Below are 23,174 nucleotides of genomic sequence, written 5' to 3'. Positions count from 1 at the left end.
GCCGCTCTTCCGATCTTATTATTTCCGCGTCCCCCCTGGGGTGGCTTTCCAATTATTTCCGCTTCCCCCCTGGGGAGGCTTTCCAATTATTTCCGCTTCCCCCCTGGGGAGGCTTTCCAATTATTTCCGCTTCCCCCCTGGGGGGCTTTCCAATTATTTCCGCTTCCCCCCTGGGGAGGCTTTCAACTTATTTCCGGTTCCCCCCTTGGCAAGGGGGGCTAGGGGGGATCGACAAGCTTGATTTATAGCTATTTCGCCTCACTTGTGAGAAAAGATAGGGGATTTCTCATATCGGCAGCAAAGCCAAGAATCGCGCGATCGCGATGCTCGTAGACTAAATCCCCCTGAGCATTAAACAGGAAAGTCGCACCTCGTTGGGTGAGATAAGCCGGATTGGGAACATAAGTCTGCCAATTTGTCAATACTTCTCCCATATTCCGCAATCGCAAGGTTGCTAACTCAAACGGACGCTGAAAACCTTTGCCACCTGCCAATCCAAACAATGAACCTTTGAGCGGCGGTAGAGGGGGAGCTTGGATAATTTCGTCATCGCCAATTAATTGCGGTGCTTGGCGATCGCCTCTATACCCTCGAAATACTTCGCCCAAAGTGCCAGGGCTACCAATTCCAGCACACATTAGCATTAAATTAAGCCAAGCGTTTACACCAGGGGATAAACCAGGTAGTTTGAGGGATAAACCCCGATACAGATTGAGCGTTTGGTGCAGTTGGGCGGTGGGATCTACAAACAAACAGTCTGGCGGAAATCCGGTGTAACCACAGAATCGCTCGCCGGACTTGCGATCGCCTATTCCCACCCCTCGGATTGCTATCCCTTGTGCTTGAAGCTGTTTGGCATCTCGCTGCAACCACCAAGCATATTCCAGACTGTCGAAATCACCCAATTGTGGCAATAGCAGTACCAGTTTTCGAGGTGAAGACTCGCAACCGTTTAAGATGGGTACAAATGCGCCGTCGCTCACTCGTTGGCGCTCGGTTTGACTCAAAATGGTATGTGGATTCATCGGTTACTTATTCAGACAAGGGAGGAATGCGATCGCTTACAACAGTTTTCAATTGGTTACAACACAACATGGTAGGGACACGGCATTCAAAAAACTTTGCCCGTAGCGACAAAACTTATTCATGCCGTGTCCCTACCACCCGTTGATGCTATAACTGTTGAGTTATCCATACATTTTACTATATTTAATAATGGTGATATTAGGTGGCGATCGCACTCCCAAACCTCCCAAAACATATGACACCAACAAACGCAGAATTTTGGCAATGGCGGCAGGAAGCAGAGAATGAAAATACTTCAGGCGATCGCTTAGCCGAACTAGCCCAGATTAGCAACGAACTGGCAAGGATAGTTGCCAAAAATCCTAACGCGCCAACTGAAGTGTTATTGAAGTTAGGTGCTAGATTTCCCCAGCAACTGCTAGACAATCCGATATTTTCTCTATTGTTCCAAGAAAAACAGAATCTGGTTGATGAAATTCCTTTTTATACGCTGTATAGTCTCTGCACGTTAGAAAAGATTCCAGTTTATTTGCAAGAACAGTTGATGCAGCCTCAGAATCTTAGACTTCGAGAGGAAGTTGCCTGGCATTGGAATACCTCTGCCAACATTCTGGAATGGCTAGCGCTAGATAATGATGCGAAGGTTCGATGGAAAGTTGCCTGGAATAGGAATACCTCTGCTAGCATTCTGGAATGGCTAGCCCTAGATAATGATGTGGAGGTTCGAGAGAGAGTTGCCAAAAATTCCAACACCCCTGCCAGCATTCTGGAACTGTTAGCTAAATATAATTATGCAGGGGTTCGAGGGGCAGTTGCCCACAATTCCAACATCCCTGCTAGTATTCTCGAACTGTTAGCTAAATATAATTATGCAGGGGTTCGAGGGGCAGTTGCCCACAATTCCAACATCCCTGCTAGTATTCTCGAACTGTTAGCTAAAGATAACGATGCATGGGTTCGAGGGGCAGTTGCCAGAAATTCCAACATCCCTGCCAGCATTCTGGAACTGTTAGCTAAAGATATTGATGCAAACGTTCGATGGAGCGCTATCGACAATCTCAAGACAAAAGAGAACTCAATTGATTCAAATTCTCTAACCTCATGACTCCTGCTGATCTAAAAGCTTACCTTAACAACCTAGTCAACAAAAACTTAAAAATCAGCACGATGATTTGGGGTGCGCCCGGTATTGGAAAATCCAGCATTGTAGGTCAAATTGCCCAAGAAAATAAGATCGATTTTGCCGATCTGCGCTTCTCTCAACTTGCACCCAATTGGGAAATATGACGCCCTATACGCCCCCCCCCCAGGCTGAAGCCTGGGGCTACACAAACGAAGCCCGCCTGCGCGGGCTAGAAATTCACAAAGCCTGCTTTGGCAGGCTTTTTTTGTATAGCCCTACCCTTGAGGGGCTACACAAACGAAGCCCGCCTGCGCGGGCTAGAAATTCACAAAGCCTGCCAAAGCAGGCTTTGTTTGTATAGCCCTACCCTTCAGGGGCTACACAAACGAAGCCCGCCTGCGCGGGCTAGAAATTCACAAAGCCTGCTTTGGCAGGCTTTGTTTGTATAGCCCTACCCTGAAGGGTAGGTGCTTTCTACAGTGACAAGCTTCAAAACGCGCTGCGTGTTGCGCCCCAGTCGAGTGCGGGGTCTTGTTCGTGTCCTGCCGCCTTCATCCCGCGCTGGTAGCCACGGCGATCGCTTATCCTCGCCAACCACGCTTTAACGTTCGGAAGCTTGTCAAGACCGACATTGTAAAACGCCTTCATCGTGCCGAAGGGGAAGTGCATCATGATGTCGGCAGCGGTGAACTCGGAACCGGCGAAGTAGGGCGATCGCGACAGGCGATCTTCGACCATCTGGAGGTGACGATCGAGCCGCTGGCGGAGGGTGGGAAGCACCGGAGAATCGCTGTTTGCTCCCGCCACCATTGCCGCGATCCAGTTCAAGCCGATCTGCGCCATCAAACTGGCGTTCGCGTAGTGCAACCAGTACAGGTAGTCGGGATACTGGGGCGAGGTGACGGGAACCGAGAGCCGCCCGTTGCCGTAGCGGGCTAGTACGTACTCGACGATCGCACCAGATTCCGCCATCACGACGTCGCCATCGCACAGCACCGGCGCACTGCCGAGGGGATGAACCGAGCGCAGTTCGGGCAAAGCAAACTGGGTGACGCGATCGCGTTCGTACACGCACAGTTCATAAGGCAACTCTAGCTCTTCGAGCAGCCAAACGATCCGCTCGGACTGGGAGACGTTGAGATGGTGGACGATGAGCATATGCCCCTTCACGGTAAGGTACACTACTTGCCCAGCCGCGGAAAAGATGGCAGATCGATGGCGGCTAAGGACTTGATTTTCTTTTGCGGGCGTTGGGGATAAACTACAGGTGCGGGCCAGTTGGCAGCCTCGGAGAGGTCGATAGACTCGTTGGGAGTAACCGGGACGATACTGCTGACAGAGGTGGGTTCTGGTAACGCTGCCGACTCGTCCTGGGGTTGTGGGGCTGACTGACGGTTGCTAATTGGTTCTGGGGTTACCGGCTTCCAAGCTTGTAAGTGAATTGGCTGGGGCGCTACAGGGGGTTCTTTTGCGGGAATGTTGGTGGATGCGATCGCAGCTTGTGTCAACCTTTCCAATTCTTCCCACAAAACTTCCTCGGTTTCGTTAATATTGCGGTTAACATCTGCGCTTAAATCGGGTAAATCATCGCCCAATTGGGGTTTAGGCGCGACTGGTGCGGGCGTTGTATCTTTTATTGGCTCGCTTGGTGCTTCTGGCTCTTCTTGTGCTAGCCATTCAATTGGGGTGCTAACTTCTTCTGGAGTTTCTGCTGTCAAAGACTGGTTTAAAACGGGTTCGCTGCTGCTGTCGATTTGGTCGGTTTGGTCAGATAGGGTATCTTCTGAAATAGAGTCCAAGGATACTGACCAAGGTTGAATCGGTTGCGGTTTTAGCAGCAAGCGCAGCCTAGCAGCGGCATTGTGGGGATTGTATTGTAATTCTGCCCCCACAGGAGCGTTGCCCATATCTGCTGCGAGTTCGGTTTGGAAAGGGACTTCCAAACACTTATCTAAAGCGGCTTTCAGTTGCAGCGAATAACGTTGCTGGCGTTCCAAGCGCGAGCGCAACTCGGTACAGGTATTTTCGCTGATTGACAAAGTGTAAGATTGTTCGTTGTATTTTTGCTGAATATGGGCGCATTCCCTTTCCAGCTGAGCCACCTGTTCCTGGCTGCTTTCCATTTGCTGGCTTAAGGTTTCGATTAAAATTTGCTGGCGCTGTGCGACTTGATGGGAAGCTTCCAACTCTCGGAATAAACGCGTCAGTTGCTCTTGTGTTTTAGTGAGTTCTTGATTTTGTTCGCTTAGCCTCGTTTCTAAGCTTTGATTGCGCTTCATCTGCAACTGCAACGCATTGTGGCACTCATCGAGGAGCGTTTCTAACTGTTCTACGTGACCCAGCAGTTCGCTATTTTGCTCTTGCAGGGATTGACTTAACGTCACCAGTTCGATTACGTCTAAGTCGGATTGCCAAGTCAGCGCCTCCTCAAGCTGGCTATTTTCCTCGGCGTCATCGCGGTTAACATCGTCAACGGGTGCAACTATTTCGCTTGTAGTTGGTAGTGGGGCAGAACCTTGGCGATCTTCTATCAGTTCGGGTTCTCCAGCACTTGTTGACCGATCTATATCATCAACGAGCGCAGAATTTTCTGGCTCCTGGACTGATAAGTTAATAGAGTCAGTAGTATCTGCTGAGGAATCTAGCGCAGGCGTTGGCTGATTCGCCTCATGCAGACCTGGTTCGTTGTTGGGAATTTCAGCTTCGCTCATCGCTTCTACCTCAGAGGTTAACGACTGTTTGACAGGGATTTGTTTTCGCGTTATCTACAACTAGGACTTCAGCAAAGAAACCGGGTTTCTATGAAAAATCGTTGCTTGGGAAACTGGATATCTAGGTCGAAACCCTGTTTCTGGCATCGACGTGGGTAAGTCCTTTACAACTAGGCCACTTGCCAATCATTGTAATAGGATTACTTTGATCCTTGGCTACTATCCCAGGGTTAAGGTTTGCTTTAATAAATCTTGATGCATCAGGGCGCGGTCTACTAAAGATTGAATTTGCACCAGCGAGAGGGGTTCGCCATTGGCATAACACTCCAGCCAGGTTTGACTAATTATATTAGGGTCTTCGGGCAATGCGGCAATATCCCATCCCGGTAATTGTAATTCTTCCATTAGTTGGCTGACTTTGGGGTCGTAGCTGAGGGCGAAACAGCGACAGAAAGACGCAGCAGCCATAATCAAGCTGTGGAAGCGCATTCCGATTACCATTTCCACGCCACCAAATAAGCCTTTTAACTGTTTGGGATCTTCCAGGCAGATGATATGGGATACTTCCGGCATCGCTGCCTGGATTGATTGCGCGATCGCCAAATCCTGGGATTGCTGAAACGGTACTAATAAAATACAGGTTTGCGTTGCTCGCTGAAAGTCTATCAGGGCGCGGGTTAGACAAGCCAAACGCACCGGAGTTAGCTCTTGATGTTGGCGCAAGGTTACTGCCACTCTAGGTGCTGGTAAGTCCCACAGTCCTTTGACGAGTGCCCCCTCTAATGCCCAAACCGGATCGGGAGCGATCCAAAAGGGTATATGCCATTCTGATACTAAGCCAGCACTGGCTTTGTCGCGCACGCTGACGGCGCTACAGTTGGCGAAGCATCGCCGTGCCATCGCGCGGGTTATCGGGCGTTTTAACGGCCCAATTCCTTGCGCCCAGGCGATAGTTTTTTTACCCATCTGCTGGGCTAATCCCATCAAACCGCCGTAGTAAAAGGCACTGTTGATGCTGGTGACATCTTGGATCAAACTGCCGCCGCCCCAAATGAAAGCGTCGGCAGATCTAATCGCAGAATAAACTTGCCACGGCGAGAAGCGATCGCAACTGCGGACGTTGTAACGCGAGGTCGTTTGACCTGGGTTCCCCGAAAGTACAATCGGCGTTACCTCTTCGGGTAGCATTTGCAGCAGCGCCGCCAATAATGCCTCATCGCCACCGTTGCCTTTGCCGTAGTAGCCGCACAACACTGCCCGCATCTTGCCCATGTCTTTGCTCAAAATGTATTCTCTGTATCAGTTTAAATTCAGTAGGTGGGTGTAAAAAAGTCTTGAGGCTGTCAATGGGTAGCCCTTGCCGGACAATCCTATCGGGTGAGATGCACCAGATCGAAGTCTAGACTCTTGACTAATGGCATCTACCTATTCTATTTTTTGGCTATACACCTACAAGAGCCTGTTTTCGCAATTTTCCCGGCCTACGCTGGGTCTTTAGTTTTTGTATTTTTTACAATACCTGAAAAATAGCTAACTTTTAGTAGAGGGGGAAAGAGGTTCGATAAACTCATTTACTTGCTAACCTTGAATTCAATTCTTGTTTACCATCTGTTGCATAGTCAGAGATACCTGTCTTCCTAGTTAAATTTTTTTTAAGGTAGGCTGATTTATCCGGTTTTAACTAAAAGAAGATAGGGGTGCAAAAGAGTCAAAACCAAAAATTGTCAGAGAAATAGCTCAGTCAAAAAAAAAGAGGTGTAAAAATGTTTTGGTGGCTGGAAGTAAAAACAAAACAACCTTACTGTATCTACTATTTTGGGCCTTTCGATAATGCAGCGGAAGCCGAACAGGCTCAAGAAGGCTACCTTGAAGACTTAAAACAGGAAGGTGCCCAAGAAATAGAAATCCAGATCAAGTTGTACAGTCCGAGTGACTTAACAATTTTTCAAGACTGACCAAACAAGGGGCTAGGGGCTAGGGAAACGATAGGATAGAAAAATGTTTGCAGATGTTAACAAGCGATGCACGCACTATCGATTCCTACCTGGATTATTCACGTTTCGAGCGTGATTGAGTGGATTGCTGCGATCTGGTTGATCTGGACTTACGGCGAAGTCAGCGGCAACCGGACGTGGTATGCTTTATCTTTTGCTATGCTACCAGCGTTAGTTAGTGCCATGTGTGCCTGCACTTGGCATTATTTTGATAATCCACCATCTCTGGAATGGCTGGTGACGCTGCAAGCAGCGATGACGGTGTTGGGGAACTGCACGCTTTGTGCCGCGGCGTGGTGGATTTGGCGAAATGCCCACTCGGCTAATCCGGCGCAACTCAGTCAAGACAAAGCAAAAGAATCATGATATCAAAAGATGCCCTGTTTGCCCTATCCCTGTTTCCATACCTGGGTTTTTTGTGGTTTCTCACCCGTTCCAAACAAGCACCGCGTTTGGCGTTGATTGGGTTTTACATGACATTGGTGTTTGTCGGCGTCACGATTCCGGCGGGAATTTATGCGAAAATTGTTTACGGGGAGTCCCTCGCTAATGTGGATTGGTTGCACGGTGGGGCAGAGTTTTTCTTAACGCTGTCGAACATCTTGGTGGTGCTGGGTTTCAGACAGGCAGTAATAGAAAAAGCGCGACGCGAGTCGGTTTCCCCAGAACCATCGCGGCAAGAAAAAGTCTGATTTTGCGGCGAACAGATAGCATACCCGTATAAAAGGCAAAATAAAATACAAGTCCTTCGGGTTCCTTGTCACTATGATCTGTTGCTTAAATCCCAATTGCCAGCAGCCTCTCAATCCTGAAAACGAAACGTTTTGCAACAGCTGCAAAGCAAAATTAGTACCGCTGCTGAGGGGTCACTACCGCCCAATCCGTCCTCTCGGTCAGGGAGGATTTGCCAGAACCTATCTCGCAGTAGATGAAGATAGGCTAAAAACTCCTTGCGTGATTAAACAATTTTCGCCTCAAATTCAAGGAACAAATTCCCTAGACAAGGCAATCCGACTGTTTAACCAAGAGGCAGTCAGACTGCACGAATTGGGAGAGCATCCCCAAATACCCACGCTGCTAGCTTACTTCGAGCAGGACAAATACCTATATCTGGTGCAGCAGTTCATCGAAGGACAAACTTTGTTTCAGGAGTTGCACCGGCAGGGAATTTTTAGCGAACAAAAGATCCGGCAGGTGTTGGGCGATATCCTACCAGTTTTGAAGTTTATCCACGACCGCCAGATCATTCACCGGGATATTACGCCTGCGAATATTATTCGCCGCCAGATTGATGGCAGGTTAGTGCTGATAGATTTTGGCATCGCCAAGCAGTTGAAAGACACGACTCAAATCCAACCGGGTACGAGAATTGGTACGGAAGGGTATGCACCGTTAGAACAACTGCGAAGCGGTCAAGTGTATCCGGCAAGCGATATCTACAGTTTGGGTGCAACTTGCATTCACCTGATAACGGGAATCAAACCGGAAGAGTTGTACAATCCGTTGCAAGGTCGCTGGATCTGGCGAGATTATTTGCTCAAAAAAGGCATAAATGTCAGCGATCGCTTGGGGCAGATTTTGGACAAAATGCTGAAAGACTTGGTGAGCGATCGCTACCAGTCTGCGGATGAGATACTCAGGGAGATCGGCGGTCAACCTTTGGCTCCCCCTACCCCCCTCAAGACACCGCCAAAACCTGCCACGGTTCCGCCTGCCCCAATCTCTCCGCCACCGGGTGCAAGACTGCCGCTGCCAAAAGCGCCGCTGTCTGACCCCCCCATCTCCAAACCGCCGCTTTCCAATCCCCCTATCTCCAGACCGCCGATTTCCAGACCCCCCCTTCCCAGAGCCATAAATTCTAACCCTAAAACTGGCACTTGGGGATGCGTAAATACCCTCAGCGGACATTCATCCTGGGTGACTTCGGTTACCATTAGCCCCAACGGGCAAACCGTTGCTAGCGGCAGTCTCGATGACAAGATTAAAGTTTGGCATCTCCAGACGGGAGAACTGTTGCAAACCCTCAGCGGACATTCAAAGGCTGTCAATACCGTCGCCATCAGTCCTAATGGGCAAATGCTGGTCAGCGGCGGCGATGACAGAACGATTAAGATTTGGAATCTGTTCACTGGCAGCCAGCTTCGCACTTTAACCGATCATGGCAGAGATGTGAGTTCTGTCGCTATCAGTACGGATGGACTAACCCTCGCCAGCGGTAGCAAGGACAGGACGATTAAATTATGGAAGCTCACCACCGGAACGCTGCGGGGTACGCTATTGAGTCCCGCAGGCATGATTAAATCAGTCGCCATCAGCCCGGACGGACAGTTTTTAGCCAGCGGCGGTCTTGACAACCAAATCAAGTTGTGGGCTATGGATAGTGGAAAATTGCTTCGCACTCTCAGCGGGCATTTTAATTTAGTCAATTCTGTTGCCATTAGTCCTGATGGGAAAATTATCGCCAGCGGCAGTAAGGACAAAACAATTAAATTGTGGGATGCGAGTACGGGAGAATTGATCCGCACGCTTTCGGATCATGCAGAGTCAGTTAATTCGATTGTCATCAGTGCGGATGGCAAGATGCTTGTTTCCGGTAGCAGCGACAAGACTCTCAAGCTGTGGAATATCAACACTGGCGAACTGCTTTACACGCTTACTGGGCATACTAACCAGATTAGTTCTGTAGCAATTAGTCCAGATGGACAAACCATTGTCAGCGGCAGTTTCGATAATACGATCAAGATATGGGAAAAGTAAGTTATGCTTGCCGCGGTCATAGATAGTGCTAATAGCTAATGGCTAATGGCTAATTGCTAATGGCTAGTTTGATATCTCTGCCAGTCTTCTCTTAGCTACCTAATTGTCAGGCAAGCGTCTGTGTTAAGTATAGTAGTCATTAGTTATGAGGGTTCTATTAATAACTAATAACCACTAACTAATTAAGCACCGACTAAGCGCTTGGCGTCGGCATCAAATCCAGCGCTTTTGAGTGCATTGACAACTGCTTGAGCATCTTGCACCCAATCTTTGGGGTCCAGACGCAACAACTCGCGCCGATTTCGGTCTGATACGATCGCAACCACGGGGACTTTTGCTTTTTCTTCCTTGTCGCGATGTTCTTGCAAAATGCTTCGCAAGGTACTTAATTCATTGGCGTTGACTTCCTGGGGTGCGAGTTTCACCATCACCATTTGAACGTTTTCGACGGGGAAGGCGTCGTAAACAATCAGTTGGGTACGTTCTTCTTGTTTCTCGACTTTTCCTGAGAGGATTAAACGGGCATCATTATTTAGGTAAGAGTGAATCACTTCGTAAGTTTTGGGAAAAACAACGGCTTCCGCTTGTCCGCTCATATCTTCGATTTGCAATATCGCCATTTGTTCGCGTTTTTTTGTCATCACGTTTTTGATAGCTGTTACCATCACGATCGCGCTGACTTTTGCATTATTTTTTTGCCCCAATTGGCTGATGCTAATAGTATTTATATCCATCATCTGCGCTACTTTGCTAGCAGATTTTAGCGGATGTTCGGAAACGTAAAAACCCAGCAGTTCTTTTTCCATTTGCAATTTTTCGCGGCTGGGAAAATCCGGCACTGGCGGGTGTTTGGGGGCAGAGTCGTAGCCTTGATTGCTATCAGAACCCGTTGTAAAACCTCCCAGGAGGTCGAATAAATTGCCTTGACCAACTGCTTTATCTTTGGCGCGATCTTGCGCCCAACTAATGACGATATCGAGGTCGTGGATTAATTGATTGCGGTTCTTTTCGATGCTATCGAAGGCGCCGCATTTGATTAAAGCTTCCAAGACGCGGCGATTGATTGTGCGGAGGTCGATGCGATCGCATAGATCTGCCATACTCTTGAATGCGCCTCCCTGATTGCGCGCGTTGAGGATGGATGCGATCGCATTTTCCCCCACATTCTGGATTGCCGATAGTCCAAATAAAATACTATTTCCTTGCGGCGTAAAATCTACCCCAGATCGATTAATATCCGGCGGTTCTACCTTAATATTTAGTTTCTGACAGCCATCAATATATTTTTTCACTTTCTCGCGATCGCCGCTATTAGCTGTTAACAGCGCCGCCATGTATTCCGTGCTATAATTTGCTTTTAAAAATGCCGTTTGATAAGTGACATATGCATAAGCCATTGAATGGGATTTATTGAAGCAATAAGCTGCAAAATCTAGCATTTGATTAAATAAGTGTTCTGCTATCTTTTTACTAACTCCATTCCTCGTCGCCCCATCAATAAATGCCTCTTTTTGCTTCTGCATTTCTTCGGTCTTCTTCTTCCCCATTGCCCTCCTTAATAAGTCAGCTTGACCCAAGGAATAACCTGCCAAATCTTGCGCCATTTTCATGATTTGTTCTTGAAAGCAAAGCGTTCCGTAAGTTTCTTGCAAAATTGGCTCTAGTAGCGGATGTTCGTATACGACTTTTTCTCTTCCATGTTTGCGGTCGATGAATTGGGGAATCAAGCCAGCATCTAATGGCCCTGGTCGATAAAGGGCTAAAATAGACGAAATATCTTCTATGTTAGATGGCTTTAATTTTTGCACGATATCGCGCATCCCAGAAGATTCTATTTGAAATATGCCTATCTGATCTCCTTTTTCGATAATTTCAAATGTTTTTTGCACCTGCTTTGGTAGTTTTTTTTCACTACCTTTTGCTAGGATTCTTTGACCGGATCTTTCTTCTTCTGTTATCGCATCTGGTTGAATAATTTCGTTTCTATTTTTCTTGATTAAATCTATGGCTTTTTCTATAATCGTCAGGTTTTTTAACCCCAAAAAGTCCATTTTTAGCAGTCCCATTGATTCCACGTCTTCCATGAAATACTGGGTAATTACTGCACCATCATTATTTTTTTGCAACGGCACTATTTCATCCAAAGGAGAGGCAGAAATTACTACGCCAGCAGCGTGGACTCCATAGGTTTTGTTTGTTCCTTCTATTCGCATTGCCATATCGACCCAGCGACGAACGGGAATTTCTCCGATTGGTTCTTTGCGTTCGTTGTGGATGATAACCGTCTCGTTTTCGTATGCTTGTTTAAATTTTGGTTCTGGGGATTGATCCGAGATCATTTCCTTAAGTTTAGCAGGCTTGCCCCTAGATACAGGAATTAATTTTGCCATGCGATCGCTATCTGCATAACTCACTCCTAAAGTTCTAGCAACGTCTTTCAAGACTGCTTTGGAGGTCATGCGGTTAAAGGTAATAATTTGGGCGACTCTATCTTCGCCGTATTTTTTGGTAACGTATTCGATTACTTTATCTCGTTTTTCGATGCAGAAATCTGTATCGATATCCGGCATTGATTTCCGTTCTGGGTTCAGAAATCGCTCAAATAATAGTCCGTGGTGGACTGGATCTATATTAGTAATTTTTAGCGCATAAGCAACCAGAGAACCTGCGGCACTACCTCGTCCTGGACCAACAGGTATTCCGTTATCTCTGGCAAATTTGATATAATCCCAAACGACTAAAAAGTAGGTGGAAAATCCCATTTGCTGGAGCATTTTTAACTCATATTCCAGCCGTTCTTTGTAAACAGGAGCGACTTCGGCGCGGGATTTGCATTTGAGGCGTTCTAGCAGTCCTTCCCAGGCTTTTTCTTCGACGTAGGTATCGGCGGTATGTCCGGAAGGAACGGGGTATTCGGGGAGGCGGGGTTCGCCCATAATATCGTAGCGATTGACTTTTTCTGCTACTTCTACGGTGTTAGCGATCGCTTGCTCTATTACATCATCTTCCAAATGGTCGCGAAACAGTTGTCGCATCTCTTCTGCTGATTTTAAATATTCCGTTCCGGTATATCTCAGCCGTTTTTCTTCTATAACTAATTGATTGGTTTGAATGCATAAAAGTGCATCGTGCGCTTCGACATCCTTGCAAGAAATAAAGTGCGAATCGTTCGTCGCGACTATTTTAATATCCAGTTCTCGCGCAATTCTGGCAATTTCTACATTGACCACGCGCTCTTCTGGCAAACCGTGGTCTTGAATTTCTAAATAATAATCATCTCCAAATCTTTCTTTATACCACTGAGCGACTTTACGCGCTGCTTCTAATTTACCTTGCAGAATCGCTTGGGGAACTTCTCCCCCCAAACAAGCGCTGGTGACAATCAGTCCTTCGCGGTATTGTTCTAATAACTCTTTGTTAATGCAAGGACGGGCAAAAATCCCTTTTCCTTGCACGCCTTTGAGATTAGAAATTGTGGTAAGTTTGACTAAATTTTTATAGCCTTGGTTGTTTTTGGCTAAAACAACTTGGTGATAGCGGGGACGCCGTTCTTGTTTTTCGATGTCCCCATTGATTATGTACATTTCATTGCCGATAATTGGCTTGACGCCTTTACCACGGCAGACTTTAAGTAACTCAATAGCGCCGTACATGACGCCGTGATCGGTGATAGCGATCGCATTCATCCCCAATTCTATTGCTCGATCTACCAAGTCCGGTAACTGACTCGCTCCATCGAGCAGGCTATAATCGCTGTGATTGTGTAAACCGACGAAGGACATAGTGAATTGGTAATTGCTAATTGCTAATTGCTAATTGCTAATGGGTAGTTGGTCTTGTTTCCTATTACCCATTAGCTATTAGCCATTAACCATTGACTAAATTTGGTGCGCGTAAGTGCCAAGGGTTGGCTTGTTCGTATGCGTAGGCGACTTCTAATAACAAGTCTTCGCGCAATAGTTTACCAATCATTTGTAAGCCGATGGGTAATCCTTGATCGTCGAAGCCGCAGGGTATACTTAATCCGGGTAAACCAGCCAGATTTACCGGAATTGTCATCAAGTCGGACAGATACATACTTAAAGGATCTGCGGTTTTTTCCCCAGCTTTAAAAGCGGTGGTGGGTGCGGTGGGACAAACTAAAATATCCACTTGTTCAAACGCGCGATCGAAGTCTTGTTTAATTAAGGTACGGACTTTTTGCGCTTTCAGATAGTAGGCGTCGTAATACCCCGCAGATAATGTATATGTTCCTAACATGATCCGACGCTTGACTTCAGCACCAAAACCAGCGGCGCGAGTTTTGGTATACATTGTCATTAAATTATCAGGATCGCTGGTGCGGAAACCGTATTTTACCCCGTCGTATCTGGCTAGATTTGCAGAGGCTTCCGAAGGTGCGATGATGTAGTAGGCGGGCAAGCCGTAGCGGAAACGAGGACAAGAAATAACGTGGATTTCTGCACCTAATTGTTGCAGTTGTTCGATGGCTTTGGTGATTGCTTTTTCAACTATGGGATCCAAACCTTCGCCAAAGGTTTCTTTGATGATGCCAATTCTGAGAAAGCCTCTGGGTTTAAGATTCGGTTTAAGTGCTTTGGCGTAATCGGGTATTTGGACGTTGAGACTGGTGGAGTCTTTGGGGTCGTAACCTGCGATCGCTCCCAACAATATCGCCGTATCTTCTACGCTACGACCAAATGGCCCAATTTGATCCAAGGAAGAACCATACGCCACGAGTCCGAAACGAGATACCAATCCATAAGTCGGTTTCAATCCCACAACGCCGCAGAAAGAAGCTGGAAGCCGAATCGAACCCCCCGTATCCGAACCCAAGGATACCACGCATTCATCTGCCGATACCGCCGCCGCCGAGCCGCCAGAAGAACCCCCCGGTACTCGTTCTAAGTCCCAAGGGTTCGCAGTCAGCTGATAGGCAGAAGTTTCTGTGGAACTGCCCATCGCGAACTCATCCATGTTAGTCTTGCCTACGATTACCGCCCCCGCGTCGAGCAGTTTTTGCGTCACCGTGGACTCGTAAGGCGGGATAAACCCTTCTAAAATCTTGGATGCACAGGTAGTGGGGATGCCCTTGGTACACATATTATCTTTAACGGCAATGGGAATCCCCGCCAACAGGCCAATTTCCTCTCCTGCGGCGATTTTAGCATCCACCGCTAGTGCCTGTTCTAAGGCTCTATCTGCCGTCACGCACAGAAAGCTGCGGACCTTGGGTTCTACCGCCTCAATGCGTTGTAAGGCTTCTTTCGCTATTTCTACAGCAGAGCGTTCTTTTTTGATGAGTTGTTTATGCAACTCGCGGATGGATGCCATGAAGTCACCTTAAATCTTCGGGAGTATGGAAGCCCCCATCTTTTAAGTGGGGGATAAAATACTTAACGAGCAATTTTAATTGCCTTCCCCTTTCGGGGTGGAGGGGTATGGTTGCCCCTGCCTGAGGTTATGGTTGTCCCCTTTCACCCATTGCTGGGGTAAAGTTAGCCAAGGCCATTGTTATCGGTCGGTACTATCTCAAAAGCACTATCTTACCCCGAGTAAAACTGTTTAACCTTTGAGTTCTACAGCTGCTTGCCTGGCGGGAGCATTCGCAGGTAGGAACGTGAACGCTTACCGATAACTTCGTTTTCCCCTTAATGGGACTATGGGCCCGTCAGCTACCTAAAGTTTCGAGGCGTGAAGTCTCGTCTCTTTAGAGCGGGGTGCTGACCTCAAGACCTGGTTTCGATGCTATTAAGTCCAGACTCGATCAAGTATACGGTGGTGGCTGGCATCCCGCTTCCGTACCCTGACGAGTGAACTAGCACAGTGAAAGATTTTAAACACATCGAACCGCCCCAGGGGTGGGGCCGCTTATTTTATTGCGTTGGTGCGCGTTCGCTTTCCACTATTTCTTCAGGGGATATCTTCTTCGCTTCCCCTTTCAGGATTTGATACCAGAGCTTTCCGGGTCTACGCCCCTTTTTTTGGCAAGATACGCGACGCTCTCCCTCACCTTGGGTTCTTCCTCCCGAAGTTTCTCGCACAGGAGAAAATTTGCTTGAGTTGACCTGGTTCGGTCAGTCACAAAGGCGTACACAGCTAGCAAGTCATCGTAGTATTCGCCCAAAGGTGCCACAAGCAACCGCTCATCTTTTCTTGCCACTGATGGTTTGACCAAAACGTATTTTCCGACGAGCGCATTTTTGCCACAAAAATGACCCATATGACTCCGGGAAGCTGCACGAGCGCCAATTTTTTCGCTCAAAGTTTTTGGGCAGGCGGGACGCCCACCCCACAAGAAATGTAGAGACGTTACATGTAACGTCTCTACTCTTGTGGGATGGGCATCTTGCCCGTCTGGTCCTCATTTTGCCATCTTGTCTAATCGGGAGGCACAGTACAACCGGGGGAAGTCCGCCACCAGCGATCGCCCATAATATTGGGAGTAGAAGCGGTGAGGACAACTTGGCCTTTGTCGTTGATTATCCAGCCAGTGGCTTCTACAATGCGATCGCCCATCTGATAGGCTGTGTCTTCGTTAGCTGTTCGAGGACTCACCTTGGCGATTCAGTACGATCTGCTGGCAGTGTAACCCAATCTACCGACAAGGGGTTGAGGCTTAGGGATTCTCTCGGTTCAGGTGGAATGCCGCCGCGTCCGGTAACGACAAAGCTACTCCCTCGCCTAGCAGCGGCACAAGGCTCAACAATTAGCCCTGAGACATCGACTAAATTTTGCGGCAATTCGATTAACCCGGAACTGGGGTCTACATCAGGAGTATTAATTGTTACCTCAACGCTGAACAGAGGGCCAGCGGCAGAGGTTGCAGTAATGTCACTTTCTGGAGTATCGAGGATAGGTGCGGCGCAAAACTGAGTGCCAAATATAGCAGAAGCATTGATTCTCACCTGACCGCCAAAGCTTTGTTCGGCATTGGCATTGATATCGCTATCTTCCAGGGCAGCTAATACATTGGTGTTGAGAGTGATGTTGCCGCCAGTGGCTTCGCCTTTGGCATCGGTGGTGATGTTGCTGCCGCGACGCAAAATCAGGGAGTTGGAGCGTAGATCGATGTTACCGCGATCGCCTGCTGCGGTTGTCGCGCCAAGGAAGCCATCATTGTTGAGTTCCACAGAGTCAGAATTTATCTTCAAGTTGCCTGCGTCCCCTGAACCTATACCACTGACGGACACTACCGCCCCATTTCGGACAATCAACCGTCCGGTGTCAATACTCACATCTCCGGCAGCACCACTCCCTTCGCTGGAGGCAAACAAGCTGCTGAATGTACCATCTGCTCTTGTTCCAGACAGTTCCACTTCCTCAGCTATTACGGTCAAAGTGCCCCCTTTCCCTGCATCAAAAGCAGCAGCTTCCACCTGTGCGCCATCTCGGACAATCAACCGTCCAGCATTAATCCTTACATCTCCCGCAGCACCAGTCCCTTGACGCTGGGCGGAAAAGGCACTGGAACGAACCCTACCATCTTCTAAAGTGAAGTCTCCAGCCAACTCGACTTCTGGAGCTGTAACACTTATACTTCCTGCATTGCCAGCCCCAAGAGTGAAAACCGATATTCTGCTGCCGTTGTATAATTGCACCGATTCACTAGCTGGGACTGCGATTGTTCCCCCTGTTCCCTGAGTATCAGTGACAGCACTTATAGTCGAGTATTGAGTCAGATACAAACGTCCCGTCTCAATCGTCACATTTCCCCCCTGTCCGGGTGCAGAAGGAGTGAAGCCGTCTGCAAACAAAGTAGTGGCAAATATATCGCTATTACCACTCAATTCCACCGACTCAGAGGCTCGCAGCAAAATAGTGCCAGCATCTCCGTTACCTGAAGTGCCAGCGAGGATGGATGCACCATCTTGAAGGGTTAAGCGTCGAGTTTCCACCCTGATATTGCCACCCTTGCCCATCGCTGTAGGGAAAACTGTAGTGCTGATATCGGTGCTATCTCCCACCAATTCAACGGCTTCTGTTCCTCGAATCTGAATATTACCTGCATTCCCAATACCAGCTGTACCAGCAAACATACTTGCACCATCACACAGGCTTAATACTTGGGTGTCGATCTTTATATCTCCCGCTTTCGCTTCAGAGAACCCTACATTGCTAGAAAGACCACTATACTGGGTCAAAGTTGCTCCACTAGCAAATCCGACAACTTGCAGGCGATCGCTTGCTGTAATCTCTATATTGCCTGCGTTTCCTCTGCCAGACACAGAAGAAGATACGTTTCCACCATCGCGTATGCTCAAAACCTGAGTGTCAATCTTGATATTGCCACCTTGATTTTGAATATTCCCCTCGTCTTGTCCTGAATCTCCTCCTATTACCGCTGTCGAGAGATTGCTAGTCAGTCGGATTGCATTCGAGATTGGAACGCCTTCAATGTTTGGAAGATTATCGGTTTCAACTATCCTAACTGGACCAGCTCCAACGACTTCCACCAGGTTGCTGGCACGTACCTGAATCTCTCCACCCTTGCCAGAACCATATAAATTTGCCAGGACTAGACCCCCATCCCGGATACTTAACGTCCCTGTCTCAATCCTTAGATTCCCTCCATTCCCCACAGCATCGGGGCCAACAGATGAAGAAAGACGACTACTAAACCCCCCACCCCCAAGCTCTGCCAGAGGTGGCGCTTCTCCCACAACTTCTACCAGCTCTGTAGCTCGAATTTGAAGATTGCCAGCATCTCCTCGACCAAAAGTTTCGGTTGCAACATTGCCCCCATCCCGGATGCTTAATACTTGGGTGTTGATGCTGATATTCCCACTTTTCCCAACAGTGTTTGAAAATAAGGTTGTCATCAGACTACTTCCTAGACCACCATTTCTCCCCGTTCCCAATACTTCCACCCTTTCACTGGCACGTACCTGAATATCCCCGCCATTCCCTTGACCGAATACGCTCGATGAAACTGCACCGCCATCCCGCAAGCTTAATGTCCGCGTCTGAATAGCGATATTGCCTCCATTACCTACAGTTCCGATAACACCTGAAGAAATGCTACTGCTCAACCCTGGTGATTCAGATATTCCTGGCCCAAACCCTACAACCTCAACCAGATCTCTCGCCTGAATTTGGATATTTCCAGCATTCCCAGGCTGAAAAATTTCTGTAGCAACCCTACCGCCATCACGAACACTCAACGTACCTGTCTCAATTGTGAGATGCCCGCCAGAGCGATTTGGGTTGTCTCCCTCTAAGATTCCAGCTGACAGCTTTGTGAGCAAACCGTTGGTTTGTATTCCCACAACTTCTACTAACTCTGTTGCTTGTACCAGAATATTTCCCCCATTTCCAGCGCCGAGAGTTTCTGCGGATATGGCTGCACCATTAAGAAGGCTCAACCGCCCCGTTTGAATCGTCAAATCGCCAGCATTCCCAGCACCGAATGTCCGATTAAACAATCCTCCAGGATTTCCACTAGGATTGATGCCACTTACTTCCACTGCTTCCCTGGCAGTTACAGATAAATTTCCACCCTGACCTGCACCAAACGTGGAAGCTGAAACATAAGCCCCATTCTGAACCACTAACCGCCCCGTATTAATCCTCAAATTTCCAGCTTTGTCAGTACTCAAAGTTTCACTATTCAAGCGACTGGAAGACCGACCATCAGATGAAGTGCCAATCAATTCCACCGACTCCGAAGCATTAACGGTCAGATTTCCTCCCGCACCTTGACCCAAAGTGCCAGCCGTTATTGCTGACCCCTCTTTCAGGCTAAGTTGACCAGTCTGAATAGAGATTGTGCCTCCATTTTGACTGCCCAAAGTACCTGCAAATACTGCTGTATTTCCTGTCAGGTTTACCCGTCCCCCCTGCACCTGAATATCGCCACCACCTTCTCCACTCGCAAACACCGCAGATAACTGGGATAGCTGAATGTTCCCAAAGTTGGGGATGCCTTGATATCCCAGAGCAAAGCCTTTTTCGGTTGCGTTCAAATTTACTAAACCAGCACCCGCCACACTCCCCAATTCAATCCGTCCCTGCGGTGCTTTTAGAATTCCCCCTTCTCAGGTCACATCCCCGCCTACAAGGGCTAAAGTTCTTCCCGGTTCCACCCGCAAACCCACAGGGTTATTCAAAAATTCTTGCTGAAATCCAATCTCTCTAGCGATACTTTGTTCCAGAGTTTCTCCTTCTACTGGAGAACGTAACACTCCACCTTGTCCCTGCACGGTAATTCTTCCCGGATTTGACCCATATTGCCAGCCAATTGGTACGCTGATAGTTAGCAAAGGAGTTGCTTGGGGATTAGTAGCGCTGAACTCTGTCCCATCGACAAATCTAATACTACTTGCGGTACTGCCAAAAAACGATCCACCAATATTTAAACGAGCATTGGGGCCAAAAATAATCCCATTAGGATTGAGTAAAAATAAATTCGCCGTGCCATTGGCGCGAATCAAACCATCAATATTAGAAATTGAACCACCCGTTACCCGACTAAAGATATTCTGCATATCCACAGCATTGTTGAAGAAAGCTTCACTACCCGTGGGGATAGAGAACTCCCTAAAGCTGTGGAATAAATTGCCACCTGCTCTAGTTCCTGCTTCAATAACGATCGCATTCCCCTGTGGCGTGACAATGGAATTATTGGGTAACGTCGCATCAGGGACAATTTGCGCTACCGAATAGTTGCTGTCTGATAGACACAGCAGGACGCTGCCTAGAGCCAACCAACATCCTAAAGGACAATATTTCATTTCATGCCAGTATAGTTTATGTTGCTCAAATCTAACTCTACTACAATGATGAACCGCTCGTGCAACCCCGCTGCTCGGCAGTTCGACAAGTGGGGGATGGTTGGCTCAATTGCTATGAACTTAGGTTAGTCGATCTGGACTTACGCAATCGCGTTCCTATCACCAAAGTTTCTTGCTGCGAACGCGAGTGCGGAAGAAAGGCATATCTCGAGTTCTAAAACGACGATTTTTCAGAGAAACTTTGGTGTTTGCCTAAGTCCTGATTCTAAAAAACCCGTTTTCTGATTCTGCCATGATTTCCGGAATCTTAAAGCTTAAGAGTGAATAAACTATTATCAGCAATATTATGAGGTAATTCATGAAGCGGATTGTATTTGGGGCGGTTACCTTCATCGGTTCCTTATTCGCAGTTAAAGCGATTCGCCTACCGGCGATAGCTTCGCTTCACGCCACTTCCCCCACCCAAACCACAAACGTCGCACCAGCGCCACCGAATAAACCCCTAATTTTAGCCCAAAGTCGCTTCGATGCCCAATTATTACAACTCACCAACGAACAACGCCGCCGCGCCGGTTTACAACCTCTAAAATTATCTTCTCAATTGGGACAAGCCGCCCAATCTCACGCCCAAGATATGGCGCAAAATAACATTTTCAGCCATACAGGTTCAAATGGTTCTACTATGGTAGACCGGGTGAAAAATGTCGGCTATTCCTACTCTTTTGTAGGCGAAAACATCGCAGCGGGAGGAGCTACACCAGAAGCAACCATTCAGCAATGGATGAATAGTCCAGGACACCGCCGTAATATCCTCAATCCAAATTTTACAGAAATTGGGTTTGGTTACGTCGCGGCTCCTAACACCCAATATCGTCATTATTGGGTGCAAGTTTTTGGTTATCCTAGAAATCCGAGACGGTAATTAAACCCAATCGCTAGCAAAAATTAATCGGGCGATCGCCCGATTTTTTTGTTGAGTTTAGCAGCCAAACCACCTTTAATCTGAATCGCTAAAATAAGTTATATCCTTTTCCTAATAGTTTGCTACAGCTCCCCCTAAATCCCCCAACACAGCGGGGGACTTTAATTGCGGTTCCCCCCAAGGCATTAATTGCGGTTGCCCCCAAGGGATTAATTGCGGTTCCCCCCAAGGGATTAATTGCGGTTCCCCCCAAGGCATTGGGGGTTAGGGGGGATCAGATTTGTAGCAATATTTTGGAGAATTGATATTATTATAAAATTAACGAGGATAATGCTTTTATGGTAGTTACTCTAGACCTCCATCCTACCGTTGAACTAACCGACGAGCAGTTCGAGAGAATTTGTCGGGCGAATCGAAATTTAAAATTGGAGCGAACTGCCAAAGGAGAATTAGTTATTATGGCTCTCACTGGCGGTGAAACAGGGAGACGGAATTTACGCTTAACAGGTCAACTTTGGTTTTGGAATCAACAAAGCAATCTTGGTGAAGGGTTTGACTCTTCCACAGGTTTTAGGCTTCCCAACGGTGCGATTCGTTCTCCCGATGCGGCTTGGGTAAGATTAGATCGTTGGCAAGCATTAACTTCAGAACAACGAAAAAAATTTGTTCCCCTTTGTCCCGATTTTGTAGTTGAACTAGCTTCTCCCAGCGATGAATTAGAAGATATTCGCGAAAAAATGCTAGAATATCTAGCAAATGGTTTGCGATTGGGTTGGTTAATCGATCCCTCAACCCAAACTGTAGAAATTTATCGCCCCAATCAACCTGTAGAAATTCTCAACCAACCTGCTACCCTATCGGGAGAAAATATCCTACCAGAATTTGTATTAAACTTAACCGGAATTTTAACCGATTAATCCCAGCGTGCAAAAATTACCCATGCACCTCAACACCTACGTCCAAGGAAACGGCTTCCCCATCCTCTGCTTACATGGTCATCCCGGATCGGGTAGCAGTATGTCCGTTTTTACCGATCATCTCTCTAAACGCTTCTTAACCCTCGCCCCTGACCTCCGTGGATACGGTCAAAGTCGCGTTAGGGGTAATTTTGACATGGAAGACCATTTAAGCGACTTAGAAGCGCTTCTAGACCGCTTTCAGATTGAAAAATGTTTGGTATTGGGATGGTCGCTGGGCGGCATTCTCGCCCTCGAATTAGCGCTGCGAAACCCAGAACGAGTCACGGGATTAATTTTAATCGCCACCGCCGCCCGCCCCTGGGGCAACCATCCGCCGATTAGTTGGCAGGATAATTTATATACTGGTTTGGCTTCAATTGTGAATCAAGTGCGACCAGGCTGGAAGTGGAATATCGAGACATTTGGCAAGCGATCGCTCTACCGCTACCTCATCCAACAGCATACCCCCACCGCCTACCGCTTACTCGCAAGAGAAGCAACGTCCGCCTACCTGCAAACTTCCCCTGCGGCGACGCGGGCGCTATCGGTAGCCCTCAAAGCAGGATACAATCGCCTGGAAGATTTATCCCAGATACAATGCCCCAGCTTGGTACTTGCTGGCGCGTGCGATCGCCACATCACCCCTGAGTCTAGTCTAGAAACCGCCCGCCACCTCAAAAACTGCGAATCGCAGTGCTATCCCAACACCGCCCACCTTTTCCCCTGGGAAATCCCAGATCTGGTGCTACAAGATATCGACCGCTGGATTAACCTACATAGTTTTTAGCCAGTTGTGTACAGGCGGGTTTTACCGAAAAATTGGGTTTAAAGCCCCGTCCTTCTAGGACGGCTTTTCTTAGATGTGCTACACTTACGCTAAGTGTGTTGGCGTAATTATCCTAGTTTTTGAGGCAAAGCTTGAAGGGGAAAAACAGCAGCATGAAAGGCT

The 23,174-nt window shown here is 47.8% G+C and carries 20 protein-coding genes; 10 read left to right on the top strand and 10 right to left on the bottom strand.

Annotated features, from left to right (window positions below):
- A partial coding sequence (locus ACE1CM_RS15965) for a hypothetical protein (RefSeq protein ID WP_374878498.1) occupies window positions 1–241 on the top strand: 241 nt, incomplete at its 5' end.
- Window positions 242–248: 7 nt separating this feature from the next.
- Here the strand turns inward: ACE1CM_RS15965 and ACE1CM_RS15960 are convergent.
- Complete coding sequence (locus ACE1CM_RS15960; protein WP_374878497.1) at window positions 249–1,025, bottom strand: peroxiredoxin-like family protein; 777 nt, start codon at window positions 1,023–1,025, stop codon at window positions 249–251.
- A 236-nt stretch (window positions 1,026–1,261) separates the two neighbouring features.
- Between ACE1CM_RS15960 and ACE1CM_RS15955 the strand changes: the two genes are divergently transcribed.
- Entirely contained in the window at window positions 1,262–2,131 is an 870-nt protein-coding gene (locus ACE1CM_RS15955) for a hypothetical protein (protein ID WP_374878496.1), read from the top strand.
- Window positions 2,128–2,313 carry a hypothetical protein gene (locus tag ACE1CM_RS15950; protein ID WP_374878495.1) on the top strand — a complete coding sequence of 62 codons (186 nt, stop codon included), beginning with the start codon at window positions 2,128–2,130 and terminating at the stop codon, window positions 2,311–2,313. The genes ACE1CM_RS15955 and ACE1CM_RS15950 overlap by 4 nt, the downstream gene beginning before the upstream one ends.
- Before the next feature lie 325 nt (window positions 2,314–2,638).
- Here the strand turns inward: ACE1CM_RS15950 and ACE1CM_RS15945 are convergent, their stop codons facing one another.
- The 3 genes from ACE1CM_RS15945 to csaB all read right to left on the bottom strand — a co-directional run bounded on the left by ACE1CM_RS15945 (window position 2,639) and on the right by csaB (window position 6,132).
- The gene (locus tag ACE1CM_RS15945; RefSeq protein WP_374878494.1) at window positions 2,639–3,307 is read right to left on the bottom strand and encodes a glutathione S-transferase family protein; all 669 of its coding nucleotides are present in this window, start codon (window positions 3,305–3,307) and stop codon (window positions 2,639–2,641) included.
- Between the two features lie 23 nt (window positions 3,308–3,330).
- Entirely contained in the window at window positions 3,331–4,860 is a 1,530-nt protein-coding gene (locus ACE1CM_RS15940) for a hypothetical protein (protein ID WP_374878493.1), read from the bottom strand.
- A gap of 219 nt (window positions 4,861–5,079) precedes the next feature.
- On the bottom strand, window positions 5,080–6,132 hold the full coding sequence (gene csaB / locus ACE1CM_RS15935; protein ID WP_374878499.1) for a polysaccharide pyruvyl transferase CsaB: 1,053 nt from the start codon (window positions 6,130–6,132) through the stop codon (window positions 5,080–5,082).
- 491 nt (window positions 6,133–6,623) lie between these two features.
- Here csaB and ACE1CM_RS15930 point away from each other — a divergent pair, with 491 nt between their 5' ends.
- From ACE1CM_RS15930 to ACE1CM_RS15915, 4 genes are all read left to right on the top strand, one after another.
- Complete coding sequence (locus tag ACE1CM_RS15930) at window positions 6,624–6,815, top strand: DUF1816 domain-containing protein (protein WP_374878492.1); 192 nt, start codon at window positions 6,624–6,626, stop codon at window positions 6,813–6,815.
- 66 nt (window positions 6,816–6,881) lie between these two features.
- Window positions 6,882–7,220, top strand: coding sequence for a DUF2499 domain-containing protein (locus tag ACE1CM_RS15925; RefSeq protein WP_374878491.1), 339 nt, complete (start codon window positions 6,882–6,884; stop codon window positions 7,218–7,220).
- On the top strand, window positions 7,217–7,546 hold the full coding sequence (locus ACE1CM_RS15920; RefSeq protein WP_374878490.1) for a DUF3593 domain-containing protein: 330 nt from the start codon (window positions 7,217–7,219) through the stop codon (window positions 7,544–7,546). Before ACE1CM_RS15925 ends, ACE1CM_RS15920 begins: the two co-directional genes overlap by 4 nt.
- Window positions 7,547–7,619: 73 nt before the next feature.
- Window positions 7,620–9,611 carry a protein kinase gene (locus ACE1CM_RS15915; RefSeq protein ID WP_374878489.1) on the top strand — a complete coding sequence of 664 codons (1,992 nt, stop codon included), beginning with the start codon at window positions 7,620–7,622 and terminating at the stop codon, window positions 9,609–9,611.
- Window positions 9,612–9,793: 182 nt separating this feature from the next.
- Here the strand turns inward: ACE1CM_RS15915 and ACE1CM_RS15910 are convergent, their stop codons facing one another.
- The 6 genes from ACE1CM_RS15910 to ACE1CM_RS15885 form a co-directional block, all read right to left on the bottom strand.
- Window positions 9,794–13,393 carry a DNA polymerase III subunit alpha gene (locus ACE1CM_RS15910; RefSeq protein ID WP_374878488.1) on the bottom strand — a complete coding sequence of 1,200 codons (3,600 nt, stop codon included), beginning with the start codon at window positions 13,391–13,393 and terminating at the stop codon, window positions 9,794–9,796.
- An 85-nt stretch (window positions 13,394–13,478) separates the two neighbouring features.
- Window positions 13,479–14,945 carry an Asp-tRNA(Asn)/Glu-tRNA(Gln) amidotransferase subunit GatA gene (gatA, locus tag ACE1CM_RS15905; protein WP_374878487.1) on the bottom strand — a complete coding sequence of 489 codons (1,467 nt, stop codon included), beginning with the start codon at window positions 14,943–14,945 and terminating at the stop codon, window positions 13,479–13,481.
- A 607-nt stretch (window positions 14,946–15,552) separates the two neighbouring features.
- Window positions 15,553–15,876 carry a hypothetical protein gene (locus tag ACE1CM_RS15900; protein ID WP_374878486.1) on the bottom strand — a complete coding sequence of 108 codons (324 nt, stop codon included), beginning with the start codon at window positions 15,874–15,876 and terminating at the stop codon, window positions 15,553–15,555.
- A gap of 116 nt (window positions 15,877–15,992) precedes the next feature.
- Window positions 15,993–16,169, bottom strand: a complete 177-nt coding sequence (locus ACE1CM_RS15895) for a hypothetical protein (protein WP_374878485.1) — start codon at window positions 16,167–16,169, stop codon at window positions 15,993–15,995.
- Window positions 16,166–19,576, bottom strand: coding sequence for a beta strand repeat-containing protein (locus tag ACE1CM_RS15890; RefSeq protein WP_374878484.1), 3,411 nt, complete (start codon window positions 19,574–19,576; stop codon window positions 16,166–16,168). Before ACE1CM_RS15890 ends, ACE1CM_RS15895 begins: the two co-directional genes overlap by 4 nt.
- A 72-nt stretch (window positions 19,577–19,648) precedes the next feature.
- Complete coding sequence (locus tag ACE1CM_RS15885; RefSeq protein ID WP_374878483.1) at window positions 19,649–20,344, bottom strand: filamentous hemagglutinin N-terminal domain-containing protein; 696 nt, start codon at window positions 20,342–20,344, stop codon at window positions 19,649–19,651.
- A gap of 358 nt (window positions 20,345–20,702) precedes the next feature.
- Here ACE1CM_RS15885 and ACE1CM_RS15880 point away from each other — a divergent pair, with 358 nt between their 5' ends.
- The 3 genes from ACE1CM_RS15880 to ACE1CM_RS15870 all read left to right on the top strand — a co-directional run bounded on the left by ACE1CM_RS15880 (window position 20,703) and on the right by ACE1CM_RS15870 (window position 23,012).
- The gene (locus ACE1CM_RS15880; RefSeq protein ID WP_374878482.1) at window positions 20,703–21,266 is read left to right on the top strand and encodes a CAP domain-containing protein; all 564 of its coding nucleotides are present in this window, start codon (window positions 20,703–20,705) and stop codon (window positions 21,264–21,266) included.
- A gap of 338 nt (window positions 21,267–21,604) precedes the next feature.
- Window positions 21,605–22,183 (top strand): Uma2 family endonuclease, encoded by a 579-nt coding sequence (locus tag ACE1CM_RS15875; protein ID WP_374878481.1) that lies wholly within the window; start codon window positions 21,605–21,607, stop codon window positions 22,181–22,183.
- Window positions 22,184–22,205: 22 nt separating this feature from the next.
- Entirely contained in the window at window positions 22,206–23,012 is an 807-nt protein-coding gene (locus tag ACE1CM_RS15870) for an alpha/beta fold hydrolase (protein WP_374878480.1), read from the top strand.
- Window positions 23,013–23,174 lie beyond the last annotated feature (162 nt).

The sequence above is a fragment of the Microseira sp. BLCC-F43 genome, assembly GCF_041929235.1.
GTDB lineage: Bacteria > Cyanobacteriota > Cyanobacteriia > Cyanobacteriales > Aerosakkonemataceae > Microseira.
This window is presented reverse-complemented; position numbering and strand designations above follow the sequence as displayed.

Coding starts and splice junctions, on each gene's coding strand:
- ACE1CM_RS15960 (WP_374878497.1), bottom strand. CDS start 1,025: ATGAATCCACATACCATTTTGAGTCAAACCGAGCGCCAACGAGTGAGC.
- ACE1CM_RS15955 (WP_374878496.1), top strand. CDS start 1,262: ATGACACCAACAAACGCAGAATTTTGGCAATGGCGGCAGGAAGCAGAG.
- ACE1CM_RS15950 (WP_374878495.1), top strand. CDS start 2,128: ATGACTCCTGCTGATCTAAAAGCTTACCTTAACAACCTAGTCAACAAA.
- ACE1CM_RS15945 (WP_374878494.1), bottom strand. CDS start 3,307: ATGCTCATCGTCCACCATCTCAACGTCTCCCAGTCCGAGCGGATCGTT.
- ACE1CM_RS15940 (WP_374878493.1), bottom strand. CDS start 4,860: ATGAGCGAAGCTGAAATTCCCAACAACGAACCAGGTCTGCATGAGGCG.
- csaB (WP_374878499.1), bottom strand. CDS start 6,132: ATGGGCAAGATGCGGGCAGTGTTGTGCGGCTACTACGGCAAAGGCAAC.
- ACE1CM_RS15930 (WP_374878492.1), top strand. CDS start 6,624: ATGTTTTGGTGGCTGGAAGTAAAAACAAAACAACCTTACTGTATCTAC.
- ACE1CM_RS15925 (WP_374878491.1), top strand. CDS start 6,882: ATGCACGCACTATCGATTCCTACCTGGATTATTCACGTTTCGAGCGTG.
- ACE1CM_RS15920 (WP_374878490.1), top strand. CDS start 7,217: ATGATATCAAAAGATGCCCTGTTTGCCCTATCCCTGTTTCCATACCTG.
- ACE1CM_RS15915 (WP_374878489.1), top strand. CDS start 7,620: ATGATCTGTTGCTTAAATCCCAATTGCCAGCAGCCTCTCAATCCTGAA.
- ACE1CM_RS15910 (WP_374878488.1), bottom strand. CDS start 13,393: ATGTCCTTCGTCGGTTTACACAATCACAGCGATTATAGCCTGCTCGAT.
- gatA (WP_374878487.1), bottom strand. CDS start 14,945: ATGGCATCCATCCGCGAGTTGCATAAACAACTCATCAAAAAAGAACGC.
- ACE1CM_RS15885 (WP_374878483.1), bottom strand. CDS start 20,344: ATGAAATATTGTCCTTTAGGATGTTGGTTGGCTCTAGGCAGCGTCCTG.
- ACE1CM_RS15880 (WP_374878482.1), top strand. CDS start 20,703: ATGAAGCGGATTGTATTTGGGGCGGTTACCTTCATCGGTTCCTTATTC.
- ACE1CM_RS15875 (WP_374878481.1), top strand. CDS start 21,605: ATGGTAGTTACTCTAGACCTCCATCCTACCGTTGAACTAACCGACGAG.
- ACE1CM_RS15870 (WP_374878480.1), top strand. CDS start 22,206: ATGCACCTCAACACCTACGTCCAAGGAAACGGCTTCCCCATCCTCTGC.